General features: G+C 65.3%; 14 protein-coding genes and 2 tRNA genes. 2 read left to right on the top strand and 14 right to left on the bottom strand.

Annotated elements, in window-relative coordinates; all coding sequences use genetic code 11:
- Positions 1 to 41: 41 nt before the first annotated feature.
- The 5 genes from msrB to yrfG all read right to left on the bottom strand — a co-directional run bounded on the left by msrB (position 42) and on the right by yrfG (position 4755).
- Positions 42 to 539 carry a peptide-methionine (R)-S-oxide reductase MsrB gene (msrB, locus tag QWY79_RS13180; protein WP_290273561.1) on the bottom strand — a complete coding sequence of 166 codons (498 nt, stop codon included), beginning with the start codon at positions 537 to 539 and terminating at the stop codon, positions 42 to 44.
- A 109-nt stretch (positions 540 to 648) separates the two neighbouring features.
- Complete coding sequence (locus QWY79_RS13185) at positions 649 to 2229, bottom strand: phosphoenolpyruvate carboxykinase (RefSeq protein ID WP_290273563.1); 1581 nt, start codon at positions 2227 to 2229, stop codon at positions 649 to 651.
- Between the two features lie 424 nt (positions 2230 to 2653).
- Positions 2654 to 3529: an Hsp33 family molecular chaperone HslO gene (gene hslO / locus QWY79_RS13190; protein ID WP_290273564.1), complete on the bottom strand. Its 876-nt coding sequence runs from the start codon at positions 3527 to 3529 to the stop codon at positions 2654 to 2656.
- A 172-nt stretch (positions 3530 to 3701) separates the two neighbouring features.
- Entirely contained in the window at positions 3702 to 4082 is a 381-nt protein-coding gene (locus tag QWY79_RS13195; RefSeq protein ID WP_141320827.1) for an RNA-binding S4 domain-containing protein, read from the bottom strand.
- A complete protein-coding gene (gene yrfG / locus QWY79_RS13200; RefSeq protein ID WP_290273565.1) occupies positions 4075 to 4755 on the bottom strand; it encodes a GMP/IMP nucleotidase in 681 nt (226 codons plus the stop codon). Before yrfG ends, QWY79_RS13195 begins: the two co-directional genes overlap by 8 nt.
- Before the next feature lie 116 nt (positions 4756 to 4871).
- On the opposite strand from yrfG, the gene nudE reads away from it, so the two are divergent.
- On the top strand, positions 4872 to 5453 hold the full coding sequence (gene nudE, locus QWY79_RS13205) for an ADP compounds hydrolase NudE (RefSeq protein ID WP_290273567.1): 582 nt from the start codon (positions 4872 to 4874) through the stop codon (positions 5451 to 5453).
- Between the two features lie 37 nt (positions 5454 to 5490).
- On the opposite strand, the gene QWY79_RS13210 is transcribed toward nudE, so the two are convergent.
- The 8 genes from QWY79_RS13210 to radD all read right to left on the bottom strand — a co-directional run bounded on the left by QWY79_RS13210 (position 5491) and on the right by radD (position 13395).
- Positions 5491 to 6591, bottom strand: coding sequence for an oxidoreductase (locus QWY79_RS13210; protein WP_290273570.1), 1101 nt, complete (start codon positions 6589 to 6591; stop codon positions 5491 to 5493).
- A gap of 393 nt (positions 6592 to 6984) precedes the next feature.
- Entirely contained in the window at positions 6985 to 8013 is a 1029-nt protein-coding gene (nadA, locus tag QWY79_RS13215; protein ID WP_290273573.1) for a quinolinate synthase NadA, read from the bottom strand.
- 306 nt (positions 8014 to 8319) lie between these two features.
- Positions 8320 to 8395: transfer RNA gene (locus tag QWY79_RS13220), tRNA-Lys, on the bottom strand.
- A gap of 32 nt (positions 8396 to 8427) precedes the next feature.
- A tRNA-Lys gene (locus QWY79_RS13225) sits at positions 8428 to 8503 on the bottom strand.
- 132 nt (positions 8504 to 8635) lie between these two features.
- On the bottom strand, positions 8636 to 9499 hold the full coding sequence (rluB, locus tag QWY79_RS13230; protein ID WP_290273575.1) for a 23S rRNA pseudouridine(2605) synthase RluB: 864 nt from the start codon (positions 9497 to 9499) through the stop codon (positions 8636 to 8638).
- Complete coding sequence (gene scpB, locus QWY79_RS13235) at positions 9492 to 10475, bottom strand: SMC-Scp complex subunit ScpB (RefSeq protein WP_290273577.1); 984 nt, start codon at positions 10473 to 10475, stop codon at positions 9492 to 9494. The genes rluB and scpB overlap by 8 nt, the downstream gene beginning before the upstream one ends.
- Positions 10472 to 11515, bottom strand: coding sequence for a segregation and condensation protein A (locus QWY79_RS13240; RefSeq protein WP_290273579.1), 1044 nt, complete (start codon positions 11513 to 11515; stop codon positions 10472 to 10474). The genes scpB and QWY79_RS13240 overlap by 4 nt, the downstream gene beginning before the upstream one ends.
- An 86-nt stretch (positions 11516 to 11601) precedes the next feature.
- On the bottom strand, positions 11602 to 13395 hold the full coding sequence (gene radD, locus QWY79_RS13245) for a DNA repair helicase RadD (protein ID WP_290273582.1): 1794 nt from the start codon (positions 13393 to 13395) through the stop codon (positions 11602 to 11604).
- A 134-nt stretch (positions 13396 to 13529) separates the two neighbouring features.
- On the opposite strand from radD, the gene QWY79_RS13250 reads away from it, so the two are divergent.
- Positions 13530 to 13730, top strand: a complete 201-nt coding sequence (locus tag QWY79_RS13250) for a hypothetical protein (protein WP_290273585.1) — start codon at positions 13530 to 13532, stop codon at positions 13728 to 13730.
- 102 nt (positions 13731 to 13832) lie between these two features.
- Here the strand turns inward: QWY79_RS13250 and purL are convergent, their stop codons facing one another.
- Positions 13833 to 17786, bottom strand: a complete 3954-nt coding sequence (gene purL / locus QWY79_RS13255; protein ID WP_290273588.1) for a phosphoribosylformylglycinamidine synthase — start codon at positions 17784 to 17786, stop codon at positions 13833 to 13835.
- Positions 17787 to 17900: the final 114 nt, after the last annotated feature.

Raw genomic sequence — 17900 nt, forward strand, 5'->3', positions numbered from 1 at the left:
ATGTGCCTAGAAAATCAGGCGCGGGACCGGTTGTCAAGCCGTCAGGCCGGCTTGAAGGTCAGTGCCAGGCCATTGTTGCACCAGCGCAGGCCGGTGGGCTCGGGACCATCATCGAACACATGCCCCTGGTGGCCACCGCAGCGTGCGCAGTGATATTCGGTTCGCGGGATCAGCAGCACCAGATCCAGTTCATCCAGCAGATGGCCCTCGATGTGACGGAAAAAGCTCGGCCAGCCGGTGCCGGAGTCATACTTCATGTGGCTCTCGAACAGCGGCAGATCGCAGCCGGCACAGTGATAGATACCCTCGCGGGTCTCCTGGTCCAGCGGGCTGGAAAAGGCCGGCTCGGTGCCGGCTTCGCGCAGCACCTCGAACTCTTCGTCGGAGAGCCTGTCACGCCATTCGGCTTCACTCAGCTCCAGGGGCTCCAGCCCCGGGGCGGCGGACAGATCCGGCTTGGGTCGGGCGCTGGCAATGCCCGGCGCCAGGCCGGCTAGCCCGCCCAGTCCCAGCAGGCCAAGAAAATGACGACGCTGCATGGCATGGCTCCTCGTTCGGTAGATGGTCGAAGCCCTCACGCAAAAAAGCGGAGAAGGTCACCCTTCCCCGCTTTCGACTCCCGGGCGCCCCGAGGGTTCACGAGTCGGTTCAGTCGACCTGCGGGCCGGCCTGCACGATGGCCTCGCTGACCCCGTCGAACTTCCTGAAGTTGTCGACGAACTTGGCGGCCAGCTCATGCAGGTGGCGGTCATAGGCCGCCTGATCGGACCAGGTTTCACGCGGGTCGAGCAGGCGCGTCTCGACACCCGGCACGGCGGTCGGCACATCCAGGTTGAGGCCGGCGATGCGCTTGGTTTCCACATCGCGCAGCATGCCCGTCTGGATGGCATGAATGATGGCGCGGGTCGTGGGAATCGCGAAGCGCGCGCCACCCTCGCCATAGGCGCCACCGGTCCAGCCGGTGTTGACCAGGTAGACCTGGGCATCCTGCTCGGCGACGCGCTTGATCAGCAGATCGGCGTACTCGCGCGCCGGACGCGGGAAGAATGGCGCCCCGAAACAGGTCGAGAAGGTCGCGGCCAGCCCCTCGGAGGCGCCCATCTCGGTGGAGCCCACCTTGGCGGTATAGCCGGACAGGAAATGATAGGCCGCGGCTTCCTTGGACAGCACCGACACCGGCGGCAGCACCCCGCTCATGTCGCAGGTCAGGAAGACGATGGCATTGGGCTCGCCGGCGCGATTTTCGGGGATACGCTTCTCGACATGCTCGAGCGGATAGGCGGCCCGCGAGTTCTGCGTCAGGCTGCCATCGGCGTAATCCGGCTGGCGGCGATCATCGAGCACCACGTTCTCGAGCACGGTACCGAACTGGATGGCATTCCAGATGACCGGCTCATTCTGCTCGGACAGATCGATGCACTTGGCATAGCAACCGCCTTCCACGTTGAAGACGGTGCCCACACCCCAGCCGTGCTCATCATCGCCGATCAGGTAGCGTGCCGGATCGGCGGACAGGGTGGTCTTGCCGGTGCCCGACAGGCCGAAGAACAGCGTGGTCTCGCCATCCTCGCCGACATTGGCACTGCAGTGCATGGGCAGCACGTCGGCGTCCGGCAGCAGGAAGTTCTGCACCGAGAACATCGCCTTCTTCATCTCGCCGGCGTAGCGCATGCCGGCGATCAGCACCTTCTGCTCGGCGAAGTTGATGATCACCGTGCCTTCCGAGTTGGTGCCGTCGCGGGCCGGGTCGCACTCGAAGAAGGGCGCGTTGAGGATGGTCCACTCACCCTTGGTCGCCGGGTTGTAGAGCTCGGGGCGCACGAACATGGTGCGGCCGAAGAGATTGTGCCAGGCCGTTTCGGTGGTCACCTTGACCGGCAGATAGTGCACCGGATCACTGCCGACATGCAGCTCGGAGACGTAGCGCTCGCGGGCGTTGAGATACGCCTCGACACGCTCCCAGAGGGCACTGAACTTGTCCGCATCGAAGGGGCGATTGACACTGCCCCAGTCGATCTTGCCGCTGGTGGACGGCTCGTCGACGATGAAACGATCCGTTGGGGAACGACCGGTACGCTCACCGGTATTCACCACCAGGGCACCATTGGCCGCCAGACGGCCTTCACCATTGGCCACGGCACGCTCGATCAACTCGGCGCTGCTCAGATTGACATGGGCAATGGCGGGCTGCGTGCTGGCAGTTGCGGGGACGGCTTGAGTCGTGGTCATGTCGATTCCTGGGGCCTTGCGGCCAATTCTCTCTCGGTTTGCCGGGCGTCTTCCTGGACGCGTCTCAGCCCATCCTGCAGGCGTCGCATGCGGTTACCCGTCTCGTCTTGGGCAACACCCGCTGAAGGATGAGTCCGCGCATTATGGCAAAAACCCGTGCGGCGGGAAACGCCGACATTGCCCGACGTTCATGTAGTTTTCCTACTACATCAAGCCCGATCACCTCATGATCCGCCCCGATGCCGGCCCGCCCCGCACAGCCTGCTCAAGGATGAAGACAGAACACGGGCCGCGCCTGCAACTTGCATGACAAAGTCGCCACTATCGGTAGTTTTCATACACGCCACCCTGCCGACACCACGGACCAGGCTGGGGCGGAAGACCACACCGAGCGCAGGCAGTATCCCTGGATGCCAAGGGAAGCCTAATGAACCGTCGGCGGCTCCGCGGATGGATCCTCCAGCATGGCGTCGACTTCCGCCGCGGTGAATTCATAGCGGGTGTTGCAGAAATGGCACTGGGTGGCGATACCGCCCTGCTCGGCCAGGATATCGCGCAACTCCTCCTCTCCCAGCGTCAACAGCGCACTGGAAATGCGTTCCCGCGAACAGTTGCAGGAAAAGTACAGTGCCTTGGGATCGAAGACACGCACCTGCTCTTCATGGAAGAGCCGATGCAGCAGCTCATGGTGCTCCAGCGTCAGCATCTCGTCGCTCTTCAGGGTGTCGGCGAGATGAACCATGCGCTCCCAGGCGTCCTCATCCTGATTCAACGACTCGTCCGGCAGGCGTTGCAGCATGACGCCGGCGCAGCGCTGATCGTCCGCCGCCAGCCACAGGCGGGTGGGCAGCTGTTCGGAACGGCTGAAGTAATCTTCCAGACATCCGGCCAGATTGTCCTGCTCCAGGGTGACGATGCCCTGATAGCGACGGCCCTCGTCGGGATCCAGGGTGATGGTGATCTGCCCCTCTCCGAGCAGCTCGGCAAAGCCGGCGTTTTCATCCGGAATCGCGGCATTCTCGTCGAGCTGGGCAATGGCACGCAGCTCGCCGCCGGGATTGGACTCCGCCATCAACAGGGACAGCGCTCCCTTGCCGCGCACCTCGATGCTCATGGTGCCATTCAGCTTGATGGTCTCGGTCAGCAGCGCCACTGCCGACAGCAGCTCACCCAGCTGACGCGTCACCGCCGGCGGATAGTCATGCCGCTCGACCACCTCGGCGTAGGCCTGCTGAAGCGAGACGACCTCACCGCGCACGTTGGTATTATCGAAGAGAAAACGTTGTATCTGATCCGTCATGAGTACTGCCTGGAATTGGGTTGAGAAGTCAGCGGGGAAGTGCACGGCAGGGGCAAAGAAGGAAGACGGAAGAAGGAAGAAGGAAGAAAAAAGCGGTGGACATATGCGATCTGCACCAGCGCCACACCCTTGCTCCTTACCCCTTACCCCTTACCTCTTTTCCCTTACGTCATTACTCCCCGCGCATGAACCGTTTGATTTCGCGCCGGTCGCGTTTGTCGGGGCGTTTGAAGGGGTGCTGCATGACCTGCTTGGCCTGGCGTCGCTGTTCGGCTTCGGTGCGGCGGCGTTTGTCGCTCTCCGCGGTTTCCTGGTACAGCTCGCGGGCTTCCGGCGCACCGCGACGCTGCTCGGAGAGCGCCAGCACCTCGACTTCCATGGTGTCCCAGCCCTGAGGCACACGAATCAGGGCCCCCACCTCGACATGCTTGCTGGTCCTGGCTCGTCCACCGTTGTAGTGGACCTTGCCTCCTTCAATGGCCTTCTTGGCCAGGGCTCGCGTCTTGAAGAAACGCGCCGCCCATAACCATTTATCCAGCCTGACGTTATCCATGGGGATCCTCCTGCGGCGGCAAGTCCTGCGGCAACAGCCGGGCGAAGCGTTCCAGGGCGATGAACGACTCGATCCGACGCTCCGGGCGCCGGCTGTCGGGCTGAAGAATGCCCAGCAAGTGGCGAATGCCGAACTCGCGGGCGCTTTCCAGTACCGAGGGGTTGTCATCGATGAACAGCGTTCGTTCCGGATCGAAGGGTTCGATTTCCTGGAGAGCCCACCAGAACGCCTGCTCTTCCTTGGGCGCCCCGACATCCGCGGAGGACACGACCGCGTCCAGGTACGACTCCAGGCCGGTCAGCGGCAACTTCAGCTCCAGGCTCTCGCGATCCGCGTTGGTCGCCAGCACGACACGCGGATGGGCCTGCTTGAGCCAGGTCAGGAAGTCCAGCGCATCACTGCGCAGGCCGATCAGGTGCTGAACCTCGCGCTTCAGGGCGACGATGTCGACGCCGAGTTCACGGCGCCAGTAGGCCAGGCTGTACCAGTCCAGGCTACCCTGTTCGCGAATGATGCGGGCACGCACCTCTTCCTGGGTCGCATCATCCAGGCGATGCAGCTCCACATAACGGCGCGGCAGGTGTTCCAGCCAGAAGTGGCTGTCGAAGTGCAGGTCCAGCAGGGTACCGTCCATGTCCAGCAGAACGGTATCAATGGCACGCCAGTCAATCATGGAGTCCTCGCGGGCGGCGCGGTAGCGTCTCGTGGGCTTAACAGACGTGGTAGTGTAACCAATAGACGACAGGGACGCATTTCAGCAGGCCCGCCTCGCCCTTGACTGGAGACCGCATGAGCGAACCTCTCGACAAACCCCGTGTACTGGCACGCCGCGACCTGGCATCCAGCCGCCTGTTCCGCATCGAGGAAATGGAGTTGCGCTTTGCCAATGGCGCCGAGCGCACTTTCGAGCGCCTGGGCGGCAATGCCAATGCCAGCGGTGCCGTAATGATCGTCGCCATGCCCGACCCGGAGCATGTGCTCCTGATCCGCGAGTACGCGGCCGGCCTGGAAGATTATACCCTGACCCTGCCCAAGGGACTGGTCGACCCCGGGGAAGATATCATCACCGCCGCCAACCGGGAGTTGATGGAGGAATGCGGCTTCGGCGCGCACCGTCTCGAGCCACTGGTAGAGCTGAGCCTGGCCCCCAATTACATGCGCCACCGCATGCAGGTGATCCTCGCCAGCGACCTCTACCCCAAACGCCTGCCCGGTGACGAACCCGAGCCCCTCATCGTCGAGACGCATGCCCTCGACGACATCGGCGCGCTCCTGGCACGCGAGGACTTTCATGAAGCCCGCGCCATTGCCGCGCTGTTCATTGCCCGCGACAAGCTGCGCGCCGAGCCGAGCGCCTCCCTGCTGTGGTGAGCGCGTCCCCGAGCGAACCGCCGGGGACGCTCGGGCATTACTCGCCCTTGCCGTGAAGCAGGCGGCGGCGCGCCCCGTTACCTTCCTTGAGCTTGACCCAGCGCCCCTGGCGATAGCTGTCCAGCCCGGCCTCGAGCAGCGCCATGGTGTCCAGGGCACTCTCGGCCGTGACCGGGGGCGGCGTGCCATGCAACAGGGTCTCGGCGATGGCATCATAGTAGGCGCGATAATCACCGGCCTCGCAGGGCAGCTCATGGCGCACCAGGGCGATCTCCTCGCCCTGCCCTTCATCGAGCATCAGGCGGGCCGGCGTCTCATCCACGCCCCAGCCGGGCTCCGGTGTCGCCCCCGCCTTGAGCCAGTCTTCCTGGGGATCGAGTCCGTACTTGGTGAAGCTGCCGCGGGTGCCATGCACCGCGAAACGCGGTGTCGGCTCGGCAATCAGCGAACTGGCGCTCAGCGTGACACGCGGACCTGCGTCGTAATCCAGCACGGCGAGAAAATCGTCGTCGATCTCGGCCCCGTCCCGCGCGTTGGAGAGTTCCAGCAGGATGGCGCGCGGCATGCCGAACAGCTCGCGGGCCTGATCCAGCAGATGCGGCCCCAGGTCGAACCAGACCCCACTGCCGGGCCGGTGGTGCTCACGCCAGCGATCGCCGACATGCGGGCGGAAACGGTCGAAGCGCGATTCCAGCGCCGTGATACGGCCCAGATCGCCGCGCTCGAAGAGGGCCTTGAGCGTCAGGAAGTCATTGTCCCAACGGCGATTGTGAAAGACGCTCAACAGCCGCTGGGCATTCTCGGCGAGCGTTTTCAGTTGACGAGCCTCGGCCAGCGACACCGCCATGGGCTTGTCGACCACCACATGCTTGCCCGCCGCCAGCGCCGCCTTGGCCAGCGGAAAGTGCCATTCGTTAGGGGTAGCGATCACCACCAGGTCGATTTGCGGGTCGGCAAACAAGGCCTGGGACCTTTCATGCACCGTCATCCCGGGGTAGACCGCCTGCACCTTGGCGGCGTCACCGCTGACCACCGCTGACAGCTCCAGCCAAGGCGCTGCCGCGACCAGGGGCGCATGAAAGGTCCTGCCGGCCATGCCGAAGCCGACCAGGCCAACATTGAGGGTCTGCGTCTTCATAACGAGGGCATCCTGAACAACAAAGAAAAGGCACCGGCCGCATCAGCGGCCGGGGTCATCGAAACCAAAAACGTCAGTCGAGCCGGGTCAGGTCACGTACCGCACCCCTGTCGGCGCCGGTGGCACGCCACAGGGCACGGGCGACGGTCATGTTGCGACAGACGATGGTCGTGCGGGAACGATATTCGGGCATGCTGTCCTCGTGCTCAGTCATGTCGCCTGGGGCGGGATACGCCGTCCGGCAATACGGAATCCGGGAAGTGTGCAGATTCTGTCATGACCGGGGCCGGCTTGCCAGATGCAGGCGACGTCGACGCGCGGCGGCATGAGCCTGCCCCAGCACGGCAACGGCCCACTGGCACGCCAGCCCTCGCCTCTCGTAGCTGGTGAGCCTCAGGCGTTGAAGTTGAGCATGCGCTCCAGCGGCTTGAGGGCGCGTAGACGCAGATCTTCATCGACGCGGATCTCGCCGCTGGCATGGCGCAGGGCACCGGCCAGGTTGTCCAGCGCGTTCATGGCCATCCACGGGCAGTGGGCGCAGCTCTTGCAGGTCGCGCCATCGCCCGCCGTGGGCGCCTCGAAGAGCGTCTTGTCGGGCACCGCCTGCTGCATCTTGAAGAAGATACCGCGGTCGGTGGCCACGATCAGCTCCTGCTGGGGCAGCTCCTTGGCCGCCTTGATCAGCTGGGAGGTGGAGCCCGTCACATCGGCCAGTTCGACCACCGGTTCCGGCGACTCGGGATGCACCAGCACGGCCGCTTCCGGGTAGAGCCCCTTGAGATCCTCGACGCCCTTGGCCTTGAACTCCTCGTGCACGATGCAGGCACCGTCCCAGAGCAGCATGTCGGCTCCGGTGCGACGCTGGATATAGCTGCCCAGGTGCTTGTCGGGAGCCCAGAGGATCTTCTCGCCCCTGGCCTGAAGGTGCTCGATGACATCCACGGCGATCGAGGAGGTCACCACCCAGTCGGCACGCGCCTTCACCGCCGCCGAGGTGTTGGCGTAGACCACCACGGTGCGATCGGGATGGGCATCGCAGAAGGTCGCGAACTCATCCGCCGGGCAGCCGACATCCAGCGAACAGGTCGCCTCCAGGGTCGGCATCAGCACGCGCTTTTCGGGGGACAGGATCTTGGCGGTCTCGCCCATGAAGCGCACCCCGGCCACCACCAGGGTATCGGCCGGGTGGCGCGCACCGAAGCGGGCCATTTCCAGGGAGTCCGCCACACAGCCACCGGTTTCCTCGGCCAGCTGCTGAATGGCGTCGTCGGTATAATAATGCGCCACCAGGACAGCGTTGTTGTCCTCGAGCAGGCGCTTGATTTCTTCGACGCGCGCTTCGTCCTCGGCGGGGATACGTGTCGGGCAATAGCTGCGTGCCAGCTGATCGCGCAGCTCGGCACGGGAAGTCATGATCGTCATCGTGTCTACCACTGTGACCAGCAGGGGCTCCCCCTGCGTTACACCAGGTGCCGGGCTACGTGCGCTCCGCACGGCGCGACACACCAGAGGGCCAACCAATGCGTCTATCGCGGTGGTCGACCCGCGTCCGGGGCATGCGGCTCGCGCTCGGCGATGTCGGCTGCCCGCTGAATGACGTTGCTTGATGATGACGCCCCGACGCCCAGGTTGCAAGCCTGTCCGGGCCGGGCGCGGCGCCCGCCCGATGCCGCTGGCGCGCGTGCAAACAGAACGCCCCCGTCTCCGGGGAGACGGGGGCGCGGAATCTGGTGGGTCGTGTAGGATTCGAACCTACGACCAATTGGTTAAAAGCCAACTGCTCTGCCAACTGAGCTAACGACCCGCATGGCCTTGGCGGCCAGGCACAGGTTCGGATGGTGGGTCGTGTAGGATTCGAACCTACGACCAATTGGTTAAAAGCCAACTGCTCTGCCAACTGAGCTAACGACCCTGCCGAACGGGTGCACATAATACGGATAACCCCCTTCGGTGGCAAGCGTTTTTTCATGCTCGGCACGAGAATCCGCCTTGCCCGGTCCCGGCGGGTTATCCGCCCTGCTCATGATCGGCAGACTGATGCCCCTCAGTGGCCGCGATTCCTGGGTGCCTTGGGCTTGCGCACCCCCTGCACCGGACGCCGCTTGTTCTTGTCGCGACTCCAGCGGTTCTTCTCGTCCGGCGTCAGCTCCGGTACCCGGCGCGACTCCAGGCCTGCCTGAGCGGCCAGGTCATCGATCTCGTCCTGACCCAGCTCGATCCACTCGCCGGCCTTGGTGCGCTTGTCGAGGAAGATATTACCGTAACGCACCCGCTTGAGGCGGCTGACGGTCAGGTTCTGGGACTCCCAGAGACGCCTGACCTCACGGTTGCGCCCCTCCATGATCACCACATGGAACCAGGTGTTGATCCCTTCGCCACCGAACTCCTGCACGTCGGTAAAGCGCGCCGGACCGTCATCCAGCATGACGCCCTCGGCCATGGCCTTGATCTGCCCTTTGGTCACCTCCCCCATGACACGCACGGCGTACTCGCGCTCGATCTGCGTCGCCGGGTGCATCAGCCGATTGGCCAGTTCACCGTCGGTGGTAAACAGCAGCAGGCCACTGGTATTGATGTCCAGGCGGCCGATGGCGATCCAGCGTTCGCCCTTGAGACGCGGCAGGCGGTCGAAGACCGTGCGGCGACCCTCCGGGTCCTTGCGCGTGCAGAGTTCGCCCTCGGGCTTGTTGTACATGATGACCCGACGCGGGACTTCCTCCGCCGAACGCAGGGTGACCGGGCGCTCATCGAGTGCCACCCGGTCATGCGGCTCGATGCGGTCACCCAGGGTGGCGACCTGGCCATTGACCCTGACGCGCCCATCGGCAATCGCCGTTTCCATCTCGCGGCGCGATCCCAGGCCTGCTCGGGCCAGCACCTTCTGCAGTTTCTCGCTGGTGTTACTCATCGTCTGTCTCACTTGTCGTGGATTCCGTCCCCGGGGCAGCGTCATCCTCGACGCGGCCTCGAGCACGCTCGGAGAGCCGGGCTTCCAGATCGGCAAAGCTCGGGCTCATCCGCTCGGACGCCGTCCCGGCGTGTGTTGCTGAGGCATCGGCTGTCCCGGCCGATGCCGGGTCCTCGGTCGCCGCCGCGGACGCGGTGGCATCTGCCTCATCGGCCACTTCGGCTGCCGGCACCCCGTCTTCATCAGGGCGTGTCGCGTCGGTGGCATCGCGATCTTGGCTCACGGCGTCATCCGCCGAGGCCGTCTCGTCTGTAGCGCCCTCCCCGGCCTGCTCGGCCGCGGCGTCATCCGGCGCGTCCAGCGGCTCATCCGCCTGCGCCAGCAATGCCTCCTGGGGCGGTGGCGGCGCGTCGTCCTGATCGGCCTGTTCCTCGCCGAAGCTCTTGAGCTCATGCATCGGCGGCAGTTCATCCAGGGTCTTCAGCCCGAAGTCGTCGAGGAAGGCACGCGTGGTCGCATAGACCGCCGGGCGACCGGGCACATCGCGATGCCCGACCACCCGCACCCAGCCGCGATCGGTCAGGGTGCGCATGATCGAGCCGCTGACCGAGACGCCCCGCACTTCCTCGATATCGGCACGCGTGACCGGCTGGCGGTAGGCGACCATGGCCAGTGTTTCCAGCAGCGCCCGCGAATAGCGCTGCGGGCGTTCGTCCCAGAGCCGCGAAACCCAGGACGACAGGCGCGGCCGAATACGCAGCTGATACCCCGAGACTGTCTCCAGCATTTCCATGGCGCCCTGTTCATGGCGCGACTCGACGCGCTCCAGCGACTCGCGCAAGGCCCGTCGCGACGGCCGCTCCTGATCATCGAACAGGGCCTCGAGGCGTTCCAGCGGCAAGGGCGAACCTGCCGCCAGCAGGGCCGCTTCGAGGATCTCGTCCAGCGGGGTCTCGGAATATTCCATGGCACTCATGCCGAGCCTTGCTCCTCTGCCTGCGGCGACTCACCCTCATGCGGCATGTCATCCGCCGGGCCATCCTGCCCATCGTCCTCGGCGGCAAAGGGACTTTCTCCCTCCTCGCCCTCAGCGTAGAAGTCTTCGTCGCCCTCGACCGCCTCGGTCTGCGCCCTGGCCCGCACATGGATCGGCGACAGGGGCGCATTCTGGACGATCTCGATCAGCGTCTCCTTGGCCAGCTCGAGGATCGCCATGAAGGTCACCACCACGCCGGCCCGCCCCTCCTCGAGGCTGAACAGCGATTCGAAGGGGGTGTGATGTTCATGACTCAGGCGCCCCAGAATCACCTGCATGCGCTCGCGGGTGGACAGCACCTCGCGACTGATCTGGTGCGACTGGTTGAGCTCGGCCCGGCGCAGGATGCCGGCCAGCGCGCCCAGCAGTTCATCGAGCTCGACATGCGGATGGATCACCCGTGATTCGAGCGGCGGCAAGGCGGCCCTGGCCGGAAACCAGTCACGCCCCTGGCGCGGCAGGTCCCCGAGGGATTCCGCGGCATTCTTGAGCCGTTCGTATTCCTGAAGCCGGCGGATCAATTCCGCCCGCGGGTCTTCTTCCTCGTCCTCCTCGTTCTGCTTCGGCGGGCGCGGCAGCAAGGTGCGTGACTTGATCTCCGCCAGCATGGCCGCCATCAGCAGGTACTCCCCAGCCAGCTCGATTTCCATGGCCTTCATCAGCTGCACGTACTCGATGTACTGATGCGTGATGCTGGCCACATCGATGGCCAGAATATCCAGGTTCTGCCGACGAATCAGGTACAGCAGGAGATCGAGCGGTCCTTCGAAGGCCTCGAGAAACACGCGCAAGGCTTCCGGCGGGATGTACAGATCCTCCGGAAGCTGGGTGATCGGCTCGTCGAAAAGCCGACCGAGGGATGCCGCCCGCTGCGCGGCGCTGTGCTCGGCAGCGCTCGTTACGGCGTCCGGGCCGGCATCCGACGGCGCCGGGTCGCGGCTGACTGTCTCACCATCGGCGGTCGTTGGCGTATCGCTCACGCGTGGCCTGGCCTCCTGCAGGGGACGAGAAGCCGGGCGAAAGTGCGCCTCTCGTCAAAGGGGAGAGTCTACCAAGACCGCCCCCCTCAAGGTAAGCCATGCGCCGCCTCGGCGGCTGCGGCGGTGCGATAGCGCCCCTCGTACTCGAAGAGTTTGTCGCGCACCTGCCAGTAACGCCCGACCTTGCGGCCGATGACGAAGTCCGGTGCCTTGAGGCGACGACGCTCCGCCACCACCTCGGCCGGGCTGCCCGGCCACCAGTCGCTGCCGGGCGCACGCAGGTGACGGCGCAGGAATACCGCCGCAAAGGCGCCACGCTGGGCCGCGCTCTCCAGGGCGAACCATTCGCTGAGCGTCTCGCCGTCCTCGTCATGATAGGTCACCTTCAGGCGTGGCAGGCCGCGTCCGTTGTGCGTGGCCTCGAGCTGCATGCCGGTCACGCGCAGCACCATGGCATCGCGCAGTTTCAGGGCCTCGCGCAGCTTGTCGTCGGCATCCACCAACATCGCCTGGCAGCCATGACAACGCCGCGCGGCGATATCATTCTCGGTACCGCACTCCTTGCACTCCTTGAAGCGATAGCGAAAGTCGCATTGCCGCCGGCGGCCGTCGTCATCCTCGACCAGCCCCTGGCAACGCCGTCCGAAATGTTCGATGACCAGGTCGCCATCACGCCGCCCCCAGAACAGATTGGCGTGCTCACAGACCGGGCACGGCACCTGCACCGGCTCGGTATCCGACGCCGGCCGCGGGCTCCCCACCTCGGGCGCATACAGATCCCAGGGGTTGCCGGCGTAGTCGAGTATCAGGCAGTCCTGCTTGCCCTCGGCGAGCCGCAGACCGCGACCGACCATCTGCTGATAGAGCCCGACCGACTCGGTCGGCCGCATGATGGCGATCAGATCGACATGGGGCGCATCGAAGCCGGTGGTCAGTACCGAGACATTGACCAGGTACTTGAGACGCTGCGCCTTGAAGGCCGCGATATGCGCCTGGCGCTCGGTGGACGGGGTGGCCCCGGTGATCAACGCCGCCTCGCCCGACGGCAGCAGCCCCAGGACCTCCTCGGCATGCGCCACGGTGGCGGCGAACAGCATCACGCCCCGGCGCTCGGCGGCGGCCGTGACGACCTCGGCGACGATGGCCGGGGTCGCGCGGTTGCCGGCCACCACCTGATCCAGCTCGGCCTCCTGGTAGCGACCGCCCGCCCCCGGCGCCAGCCGCGAGAAATCATAACGGGCCACGGCCGCATCAACGCGGCGCGGCGCGGCCAGATAGCCCTGCTTGACCATCAGCCGCAGCGGTTGCTCGAAGACACAGTCGCGGAAAAAGCAGTCTTCTTCACCGCGCACCATGCCATGATGGTGGCGATGATAGACGAAGCCCTGTCCCAGCCGGTAGGGCGTGGCCGTCAGGCCGAGTATCTTGAGGCTCGGGTTACAGCGCTGCAGCGCATCGATGACGCGCCGATAGCTCGAGTTTTCGTCCAGCGAGACGCGATGACACTCGTCGATCACCAGCAGCGAAAAAGCCGTTGCCGAGTCATCGAAGACCTCGAGGTTACGCACGACCGACTGAACCGAGCCGAACACCACCTGACGCGCCGCTTGCTTGCGCCCCAGGCCGGCGCTGAAGATATCCGCCTCGAGGCCATAGGCTTCGTACTTGGCATGGTTCTGCTCCACCAGTTCGCGCACATGCGCCAGCACCAGCACGCGACCACGTGCCAGCCTGGCCAGTTCGGCGATGACCAGCGACTTGCCGCTGCCGGTCGGCAGCACCACCACCCCGGGGTCATTCGTGGCACGAAAGTGCTCGACGACGCGCGTCACGGCTGCCTGCTGATAGGGCCGCAAGTGAGGTGGGGCAACAGCGTTCATGGGGCCTCTGAGCGATACCGGCTCGCCATTCTACCGGGTTCCATGCCAAAATTTTTCATATCATGCCGTCAACCTTGATTTCCAGGCCTGCCGGCACGATACCTGAAGTGTACGAGCGATAAGGAGAGCCCATCATGACCACCCAACCTACCGGCCCTGAATGCCCGGAATGCGGTAGCCGCTACAAGCGCCTGCCACCCGGACGCCAGGGTCAGTACCACGTCTATTGCGACAACTGCGAGTACGACTTCGGCCGCTATGACCATTTCGTGGCACAGTTCCGTCATATGCTCGACGACCTGGAGGCGCACTTGAAGCACAAGGACGATGCTTAAGGCACATCACCGCGATGCTTGAGTGCATGGGCAAGACGCCGGCGCCTGTCTCCTCGGGCGCCGGCGTCTTGCGTTACGGGGTCAAGTCAGGCCCGGCGCTTCTCAGCCCAGCCAGTGCCGTGCATTGCGGAACATGCGCATCCAGGCGCCGTCCTGCGTCCACTCGGCGGGGCGCCAGGAGTTGGTCACCCCCCTGGCCACGCGCTCGGGGTGCGGCATCATGATGGTCACCCGGCCGTCCGGGGTGGTCAGGCCGGTGATACCCGCCGGTGAGCCATTGGGATTGGCCGGATAGCGCGTGGTCGACTGACCATGATTGTCGAGGTAGCGCAGCGCCACCTGGTCGCTGCTCTGCACCTGACGCAGGTGGGCCGTGTCACGGAAGGCCGCGCGCCCTTCACCATGGGCCACGGCGATCGGCAGCTTCGAGCCCTGCATGCCGGCGAGCAGAATCGACGGGCTCTGCTCCACGCGGACCATGGAGACGCGCGCCTCGAACTGCTCGGACTCGTTGCGCACGAACTGCGGCCAGTGCTCGGCGCCCGGAATCAGTTCCTTGAGCTGCGAGAGCATCTGGCAGCCGTTGCACACGCCCAGGGCAAAGCTGTCGTCACGACCGAAGAAGGCGGCAAACTGCTCCCGTGCCCGCGCGTTGTACAGCACCGACTTGGCCCAACCGCCGCCGGCCCCCAGCACGTCGCCATAGGAGAAGCCGCCGCAGGCCACCAGGCCCTTGAAGTCCTCGAGGCCGACGCGTCCTTCGAGAATGTCGCTCATGTGCACATCGACGGCCTCGAACCCGGCCTTGTCGAAGGCCCAGGCCATCTCCACATGGCCATTCACGCCCTGCTCGCGCAGCACCGCCATGGGAGGACGGGCCGTGTTGACGAAGGGCGCGCTGATATCCTCGTCGACATCGAAGGTCGGCGTGGCCGAGAGGCCCGGGTCGCGGGCATCCAGCAGCTCATCGAATTCGCTCTTGGCACAGTCGGCGTTGTCGCGCAGCGCCTGCATGCGATAGCTGGGTTCGCTCCAGGTGCGCTGGGTGAGCATGCGCGTGGTCTCGAGCAGCGGCTCCTCGAACAGGGTGACGCGTACCTGGTCGTCATAGCGCGGACGGGCGATGACCCCACAGGTTTCGATTCCCGCGCCGGCAAACTGGGTCAGTACCTCTTCGGTGTGCTCGCGGGACACCTGAATCACCGCCCCGAGCTCTTCGGCGAAGAGCGCATTGACGGCCTCGCCGGGCTCGTCGACCAACCAGTCGAGCTTGATTTCCAGGCCGGCATGCGCGGCAAAGGCCATCTCCAGCAGGGTGACCAGCAAACCACCATCGCTGCGATCGTGATAGGCCAGCAGCTTGCCATCGGCATTGAGGCCCTGGATGACCGAGAAGAACGCCTTGAGATCCTCCGAGTCGTCCAGATCCGGGCACTCGTCACCGACCTGGCCATAGACCTGTGCCAGCGCCGAGCCGCCGAGGCGATTGCGACCGCCGCCCAGGTCGACCAGGATCAGGTCGGATTCATCCCGCGCCATGTCGATCTCGGGCGTCAGGGTGCGCAGGGCATCGGTCACCGGCGCGAAACCGGTGGTGATCAACGACAGCGGTGCCGTGACGCTCTTTTCCTCCACCTCGCCGGTGTCGCCGGTCGCGGCCTGCCAGGCGGTGCGCATCGACATCGAGTCCTTGCCCACCGGCACGGCAATCCCAAGCGCCGGACACAGCTCCATGCCGACGGCATGCACGGCGTCATACAGCGCCTGATTCTCGCCCGGATGGCTGGCTGCACTCATCCAGTTGGCCGACAGCTTGATATCGCCCAGCCGCGCGATCGGCGCCGCGGCCAGGTTGGTGATGGTCTCGGCCACCGCCAGACGGGCGCTGGACGCCGGGTCGATCAGCGCCACCGGCGGCCGCTCGCCCATCGCCATGGCTTCACCGGCATGGGTGTCGAAGGTCGCCGTGGTCACCGCCACATCGGCCACCGGTACCTGCCAGGGGCCGACCATCTGGTCGCGTGCCACCTGACCGGTGATCGAGCGATCGCCGATGGTGATCAGGAAACTCTTGGAGGCCACGGTGGGCAGGCTCAGGACCCGATCCAGCGCCTCGCGCAGATCCAGGTTGTCGAGCATGATGCCCGGCAGGTCGCGGCTTTGCCGCGCGAATTCCCGCTGCATCTTCGGCGGCTTGCCGAACAGCACGCTCATCGGCAGATCCACCGGCGGCGTCTGCGCCGTGGTCGCCTCGAAGTGGCCATCACGCACCTCGAGGTGGTGCGCTTCGGTGGCCTCGCCGACCACGGCATAGGGGCAACGCTCGCGCTGACACAGCGCCTCGAAGGCCGCCAGGTTTTCCGGCGCCACGGCCAGCACATAGCGCTCCTGGGCCTCGTTGCACCAGATTTCCAGCGGGCTCATGCCCGGCTCGGCATTGGGCACCTCACGCAGCTCGAAACGCCCGCCGCGCTCGCCATCCTTGACCAGCTCCGGCAGCGCATTGGACAGCCCGCCCGCGCCGACGTCATGGATGAAGCAGATCGGGTTGTCATCGCCCAGGGACCAGCAGCGGTCGATGACTTCCTGGGCCCGCCGTTCCATCTCCGGATTGCCGCGCTGTACCGAGGCGAAGTCCAGATCGGCACTGGACGCTCCCGAGGCCATCGACGAGGCCGCGCCGCCGCCCAGCCCGATCAGCATGGCCGGCCCGCCCATGACGATCAGCTTGCCACCCACCGGAATCTCGCTCTTCTGGACGTGATCCTCGCGGATGTTGCCGTAGCCCCCGGCGATCATGATCGGCTTGTGATAGCCGCGGCGCTCGATGCCATCGGCACCCAGCGCGTCCTGTTCATAGGTGCGGAAGTAGCCGGTCAGGTTCGGGCGCCCGAATTCGTTATTGAAGGCGGCGCCCCCGATGGGGCCTTCGAGCATGATCGACAGCGCGCTGGTGATACGCTCGGGCTTGCCGTAATCGAAGGCCTCCCAGGGCTGCACGAAGTCGGGAATGCGCAGGTTGGATACGGTGAAGCCGGTGAGGCCGGCCTTGGGCTTGCCGCCGATGCCGGTGGCGCCCTCGTCGCGAATCTCGCCGCCGGCCCCGGTGGCCGCCCCGGGGTGCGGCGCAATGGCCGTGGGGTGGTTGTGGGTCTCGACCTTCATCAGGATGTTGACCGGCTCCCGATGGGCCGCATAAACCGCCTTCTCAGCCTGTTTGCCGGTCAGGGGGGCGGCGAAGAAACGCCCCGCCTCGCTGCCACGGATGACCGCCGCATTGTCGCTGTAGGCCGAGAGAATATCGTCCGGCGAGCTTTCATGAGTGTTCCTGATCATCTTGAACAGCGAACGCGGCTGGGCCTCGCCGTCTACCACCCAGTCGGCATTGAAGATCTTGTGACGACAGTGCTCGGAGTTCGCCTGGGCGAACATCATCAGCTCGACATCGGTGGGGTTGCGCTCCAGCCCTTGGAATGCCTCGCAGAGGTAGTCGATTTCATCCTCGGCCAGGGCCAGGCCCAGTTCGACGTTGGCAGTGGCCAGTGCCTCGCGACCGCCCTCGAGGAGGGCCACCTGGCCGAGCGGCGCCGGCTGATGATGCTCGAACAGCTTGGCGGCATCCGAGGCATCGAACAGCACGGTCTCGGTCATGCGGTCATGCAGCTGCGCCGTGACGGCCTCGAAGTCTGCCTCGGAAAACTCGCCGCTGAACCGCACGCGGTAGGCAATGCCGCGTTCGAGCCGACGAATCCGCTTCAATCCGCAGTTATGGGCGATATCGGTGGCCTTCGACGACCAGGGCGACTGGGTGCCGATGCGCGGCACCACCAGAAACAGATGCCCCCGACCACTCGACCTCGCCTCAGGCGACGTACCATCGTCGAGCAGCCCCTCGAGCAGCCGCTGTTCCGACTCCGCCAGCTCGCCTTCATGGTCAACGAAGTGCACATAGTCGGCTTCCAGCGCCTCGACACCTGGCGCCACGCGAGACAGGGCTTCCAGCAGCTTGGCGTGACGAAAAGCGGATAGGGCGGGCGCACCGCGCAGTTCGAGCATATCCTCGGACCTCTGAAGCAAGCGAAATGTGAAGGAAGCATAAAGCGCCGACAACGCCGAACCTCGACCCGGATCTCCCCGCCACACGCCCTCGGGGAGCCGCATCGGGATGGA

It is taken from the genome of Halomonas sabkhae, assembly GCF_030409265.1.
Lineage (GTDB): Bacteria > Pseudomonadota > Gammaproteobacteria > Pseudomonadales > Halomonadaceae > Halomonas > Halomonas halmophila.

Bases quoted from the DNA above. Each gene is read 5' to 3' on its own strand.
- msrB (WP_290273561.1), bottom strand. From the start codon at position 539: ATGCAGCGTCGTCATTTTCTTGGCCTGCTGGGACTGGGCGGGCTAGCC.
- QWY79_RS13185 (WP_290273563.1), bottom strand. From the start codon at position 2,229: ATGACCACGACTCAAGCCGTCCCCGCAACTGCCAGCACGCAGCCCGCC.
- purL (WP_290273588.1), bottom strand. From the start codon at position 17,786: ATGCTCGAACTGCGCGGTGCGCCCGCCCTATCCGCTTTTCGTCACGCC.
- rluB (WP_290273575.1), bottom strand. From the start codon at position 9,499: ATGAGTAACACCAGCGAGAAACTGCAGAAGGTGCTGGCCCGAGCAGGC.
- yrfG (WP_290273565.1), bottom strand. From the start codon at position 4,755: ATGATTGACTGGCGTGCCATTGATACCGTTCTGCTGGACATGGACGGT.
- QWY79_RS13210 (WP_290273570.1), bottom strand. From the start codon at position 6,591: ATGAAGACGCAGACCCTCAATGTTGGCCTGGTCGGCTTCGGCATGGCC.
- nudE (WP_290273567.1), top strand. From the start codon at position 4,872: ATGAGCGAACCTCTCGACAAACCCCGTGTACTGGCACGCCGCGACCTG.
- nadA (WP_290273573.1), bottom strand. From the start codon at position 8,013: ATGACGATCATGACTTCCCGTGCCGAGCTGCGCGATCAGCTGGCACGC.
- radD (WP_290273582.1), bottom strand. From the start codon at position 13,395: ATGAACGCTGTTGCCCCACCTCACTTGCGGCCCTATCAGCAGGCAGCC.
- hslO (WP_290273564.1), bottom strand. From the start codon at position 3,529: ATGACGGATCAGATACAACGTTTTCTCTTCGATAATACCAACGTGCGC.
- QWY79_RS13250 (WP_290273585.1), top strand. From the start codon at position 13,530: ATGACCACCCAACCTACCGGCCCTGAATGCCCGGAATGCGGTAGCCGC.
- scpB (WP_290273577.1), bottom strand. From the start codon at position 10,475: ATGAGTGCCATGGAATATTCCGAGACCCCGCTGGACGAGATCCTCGAA.
- QWY79_RS13195 (WP_141320827.1), bottom strand. From the start codon at position 4,082: ATGGATAACGTCAGGCTGGATAAATGGTTATGGGCGGCGCGTTTCTTC.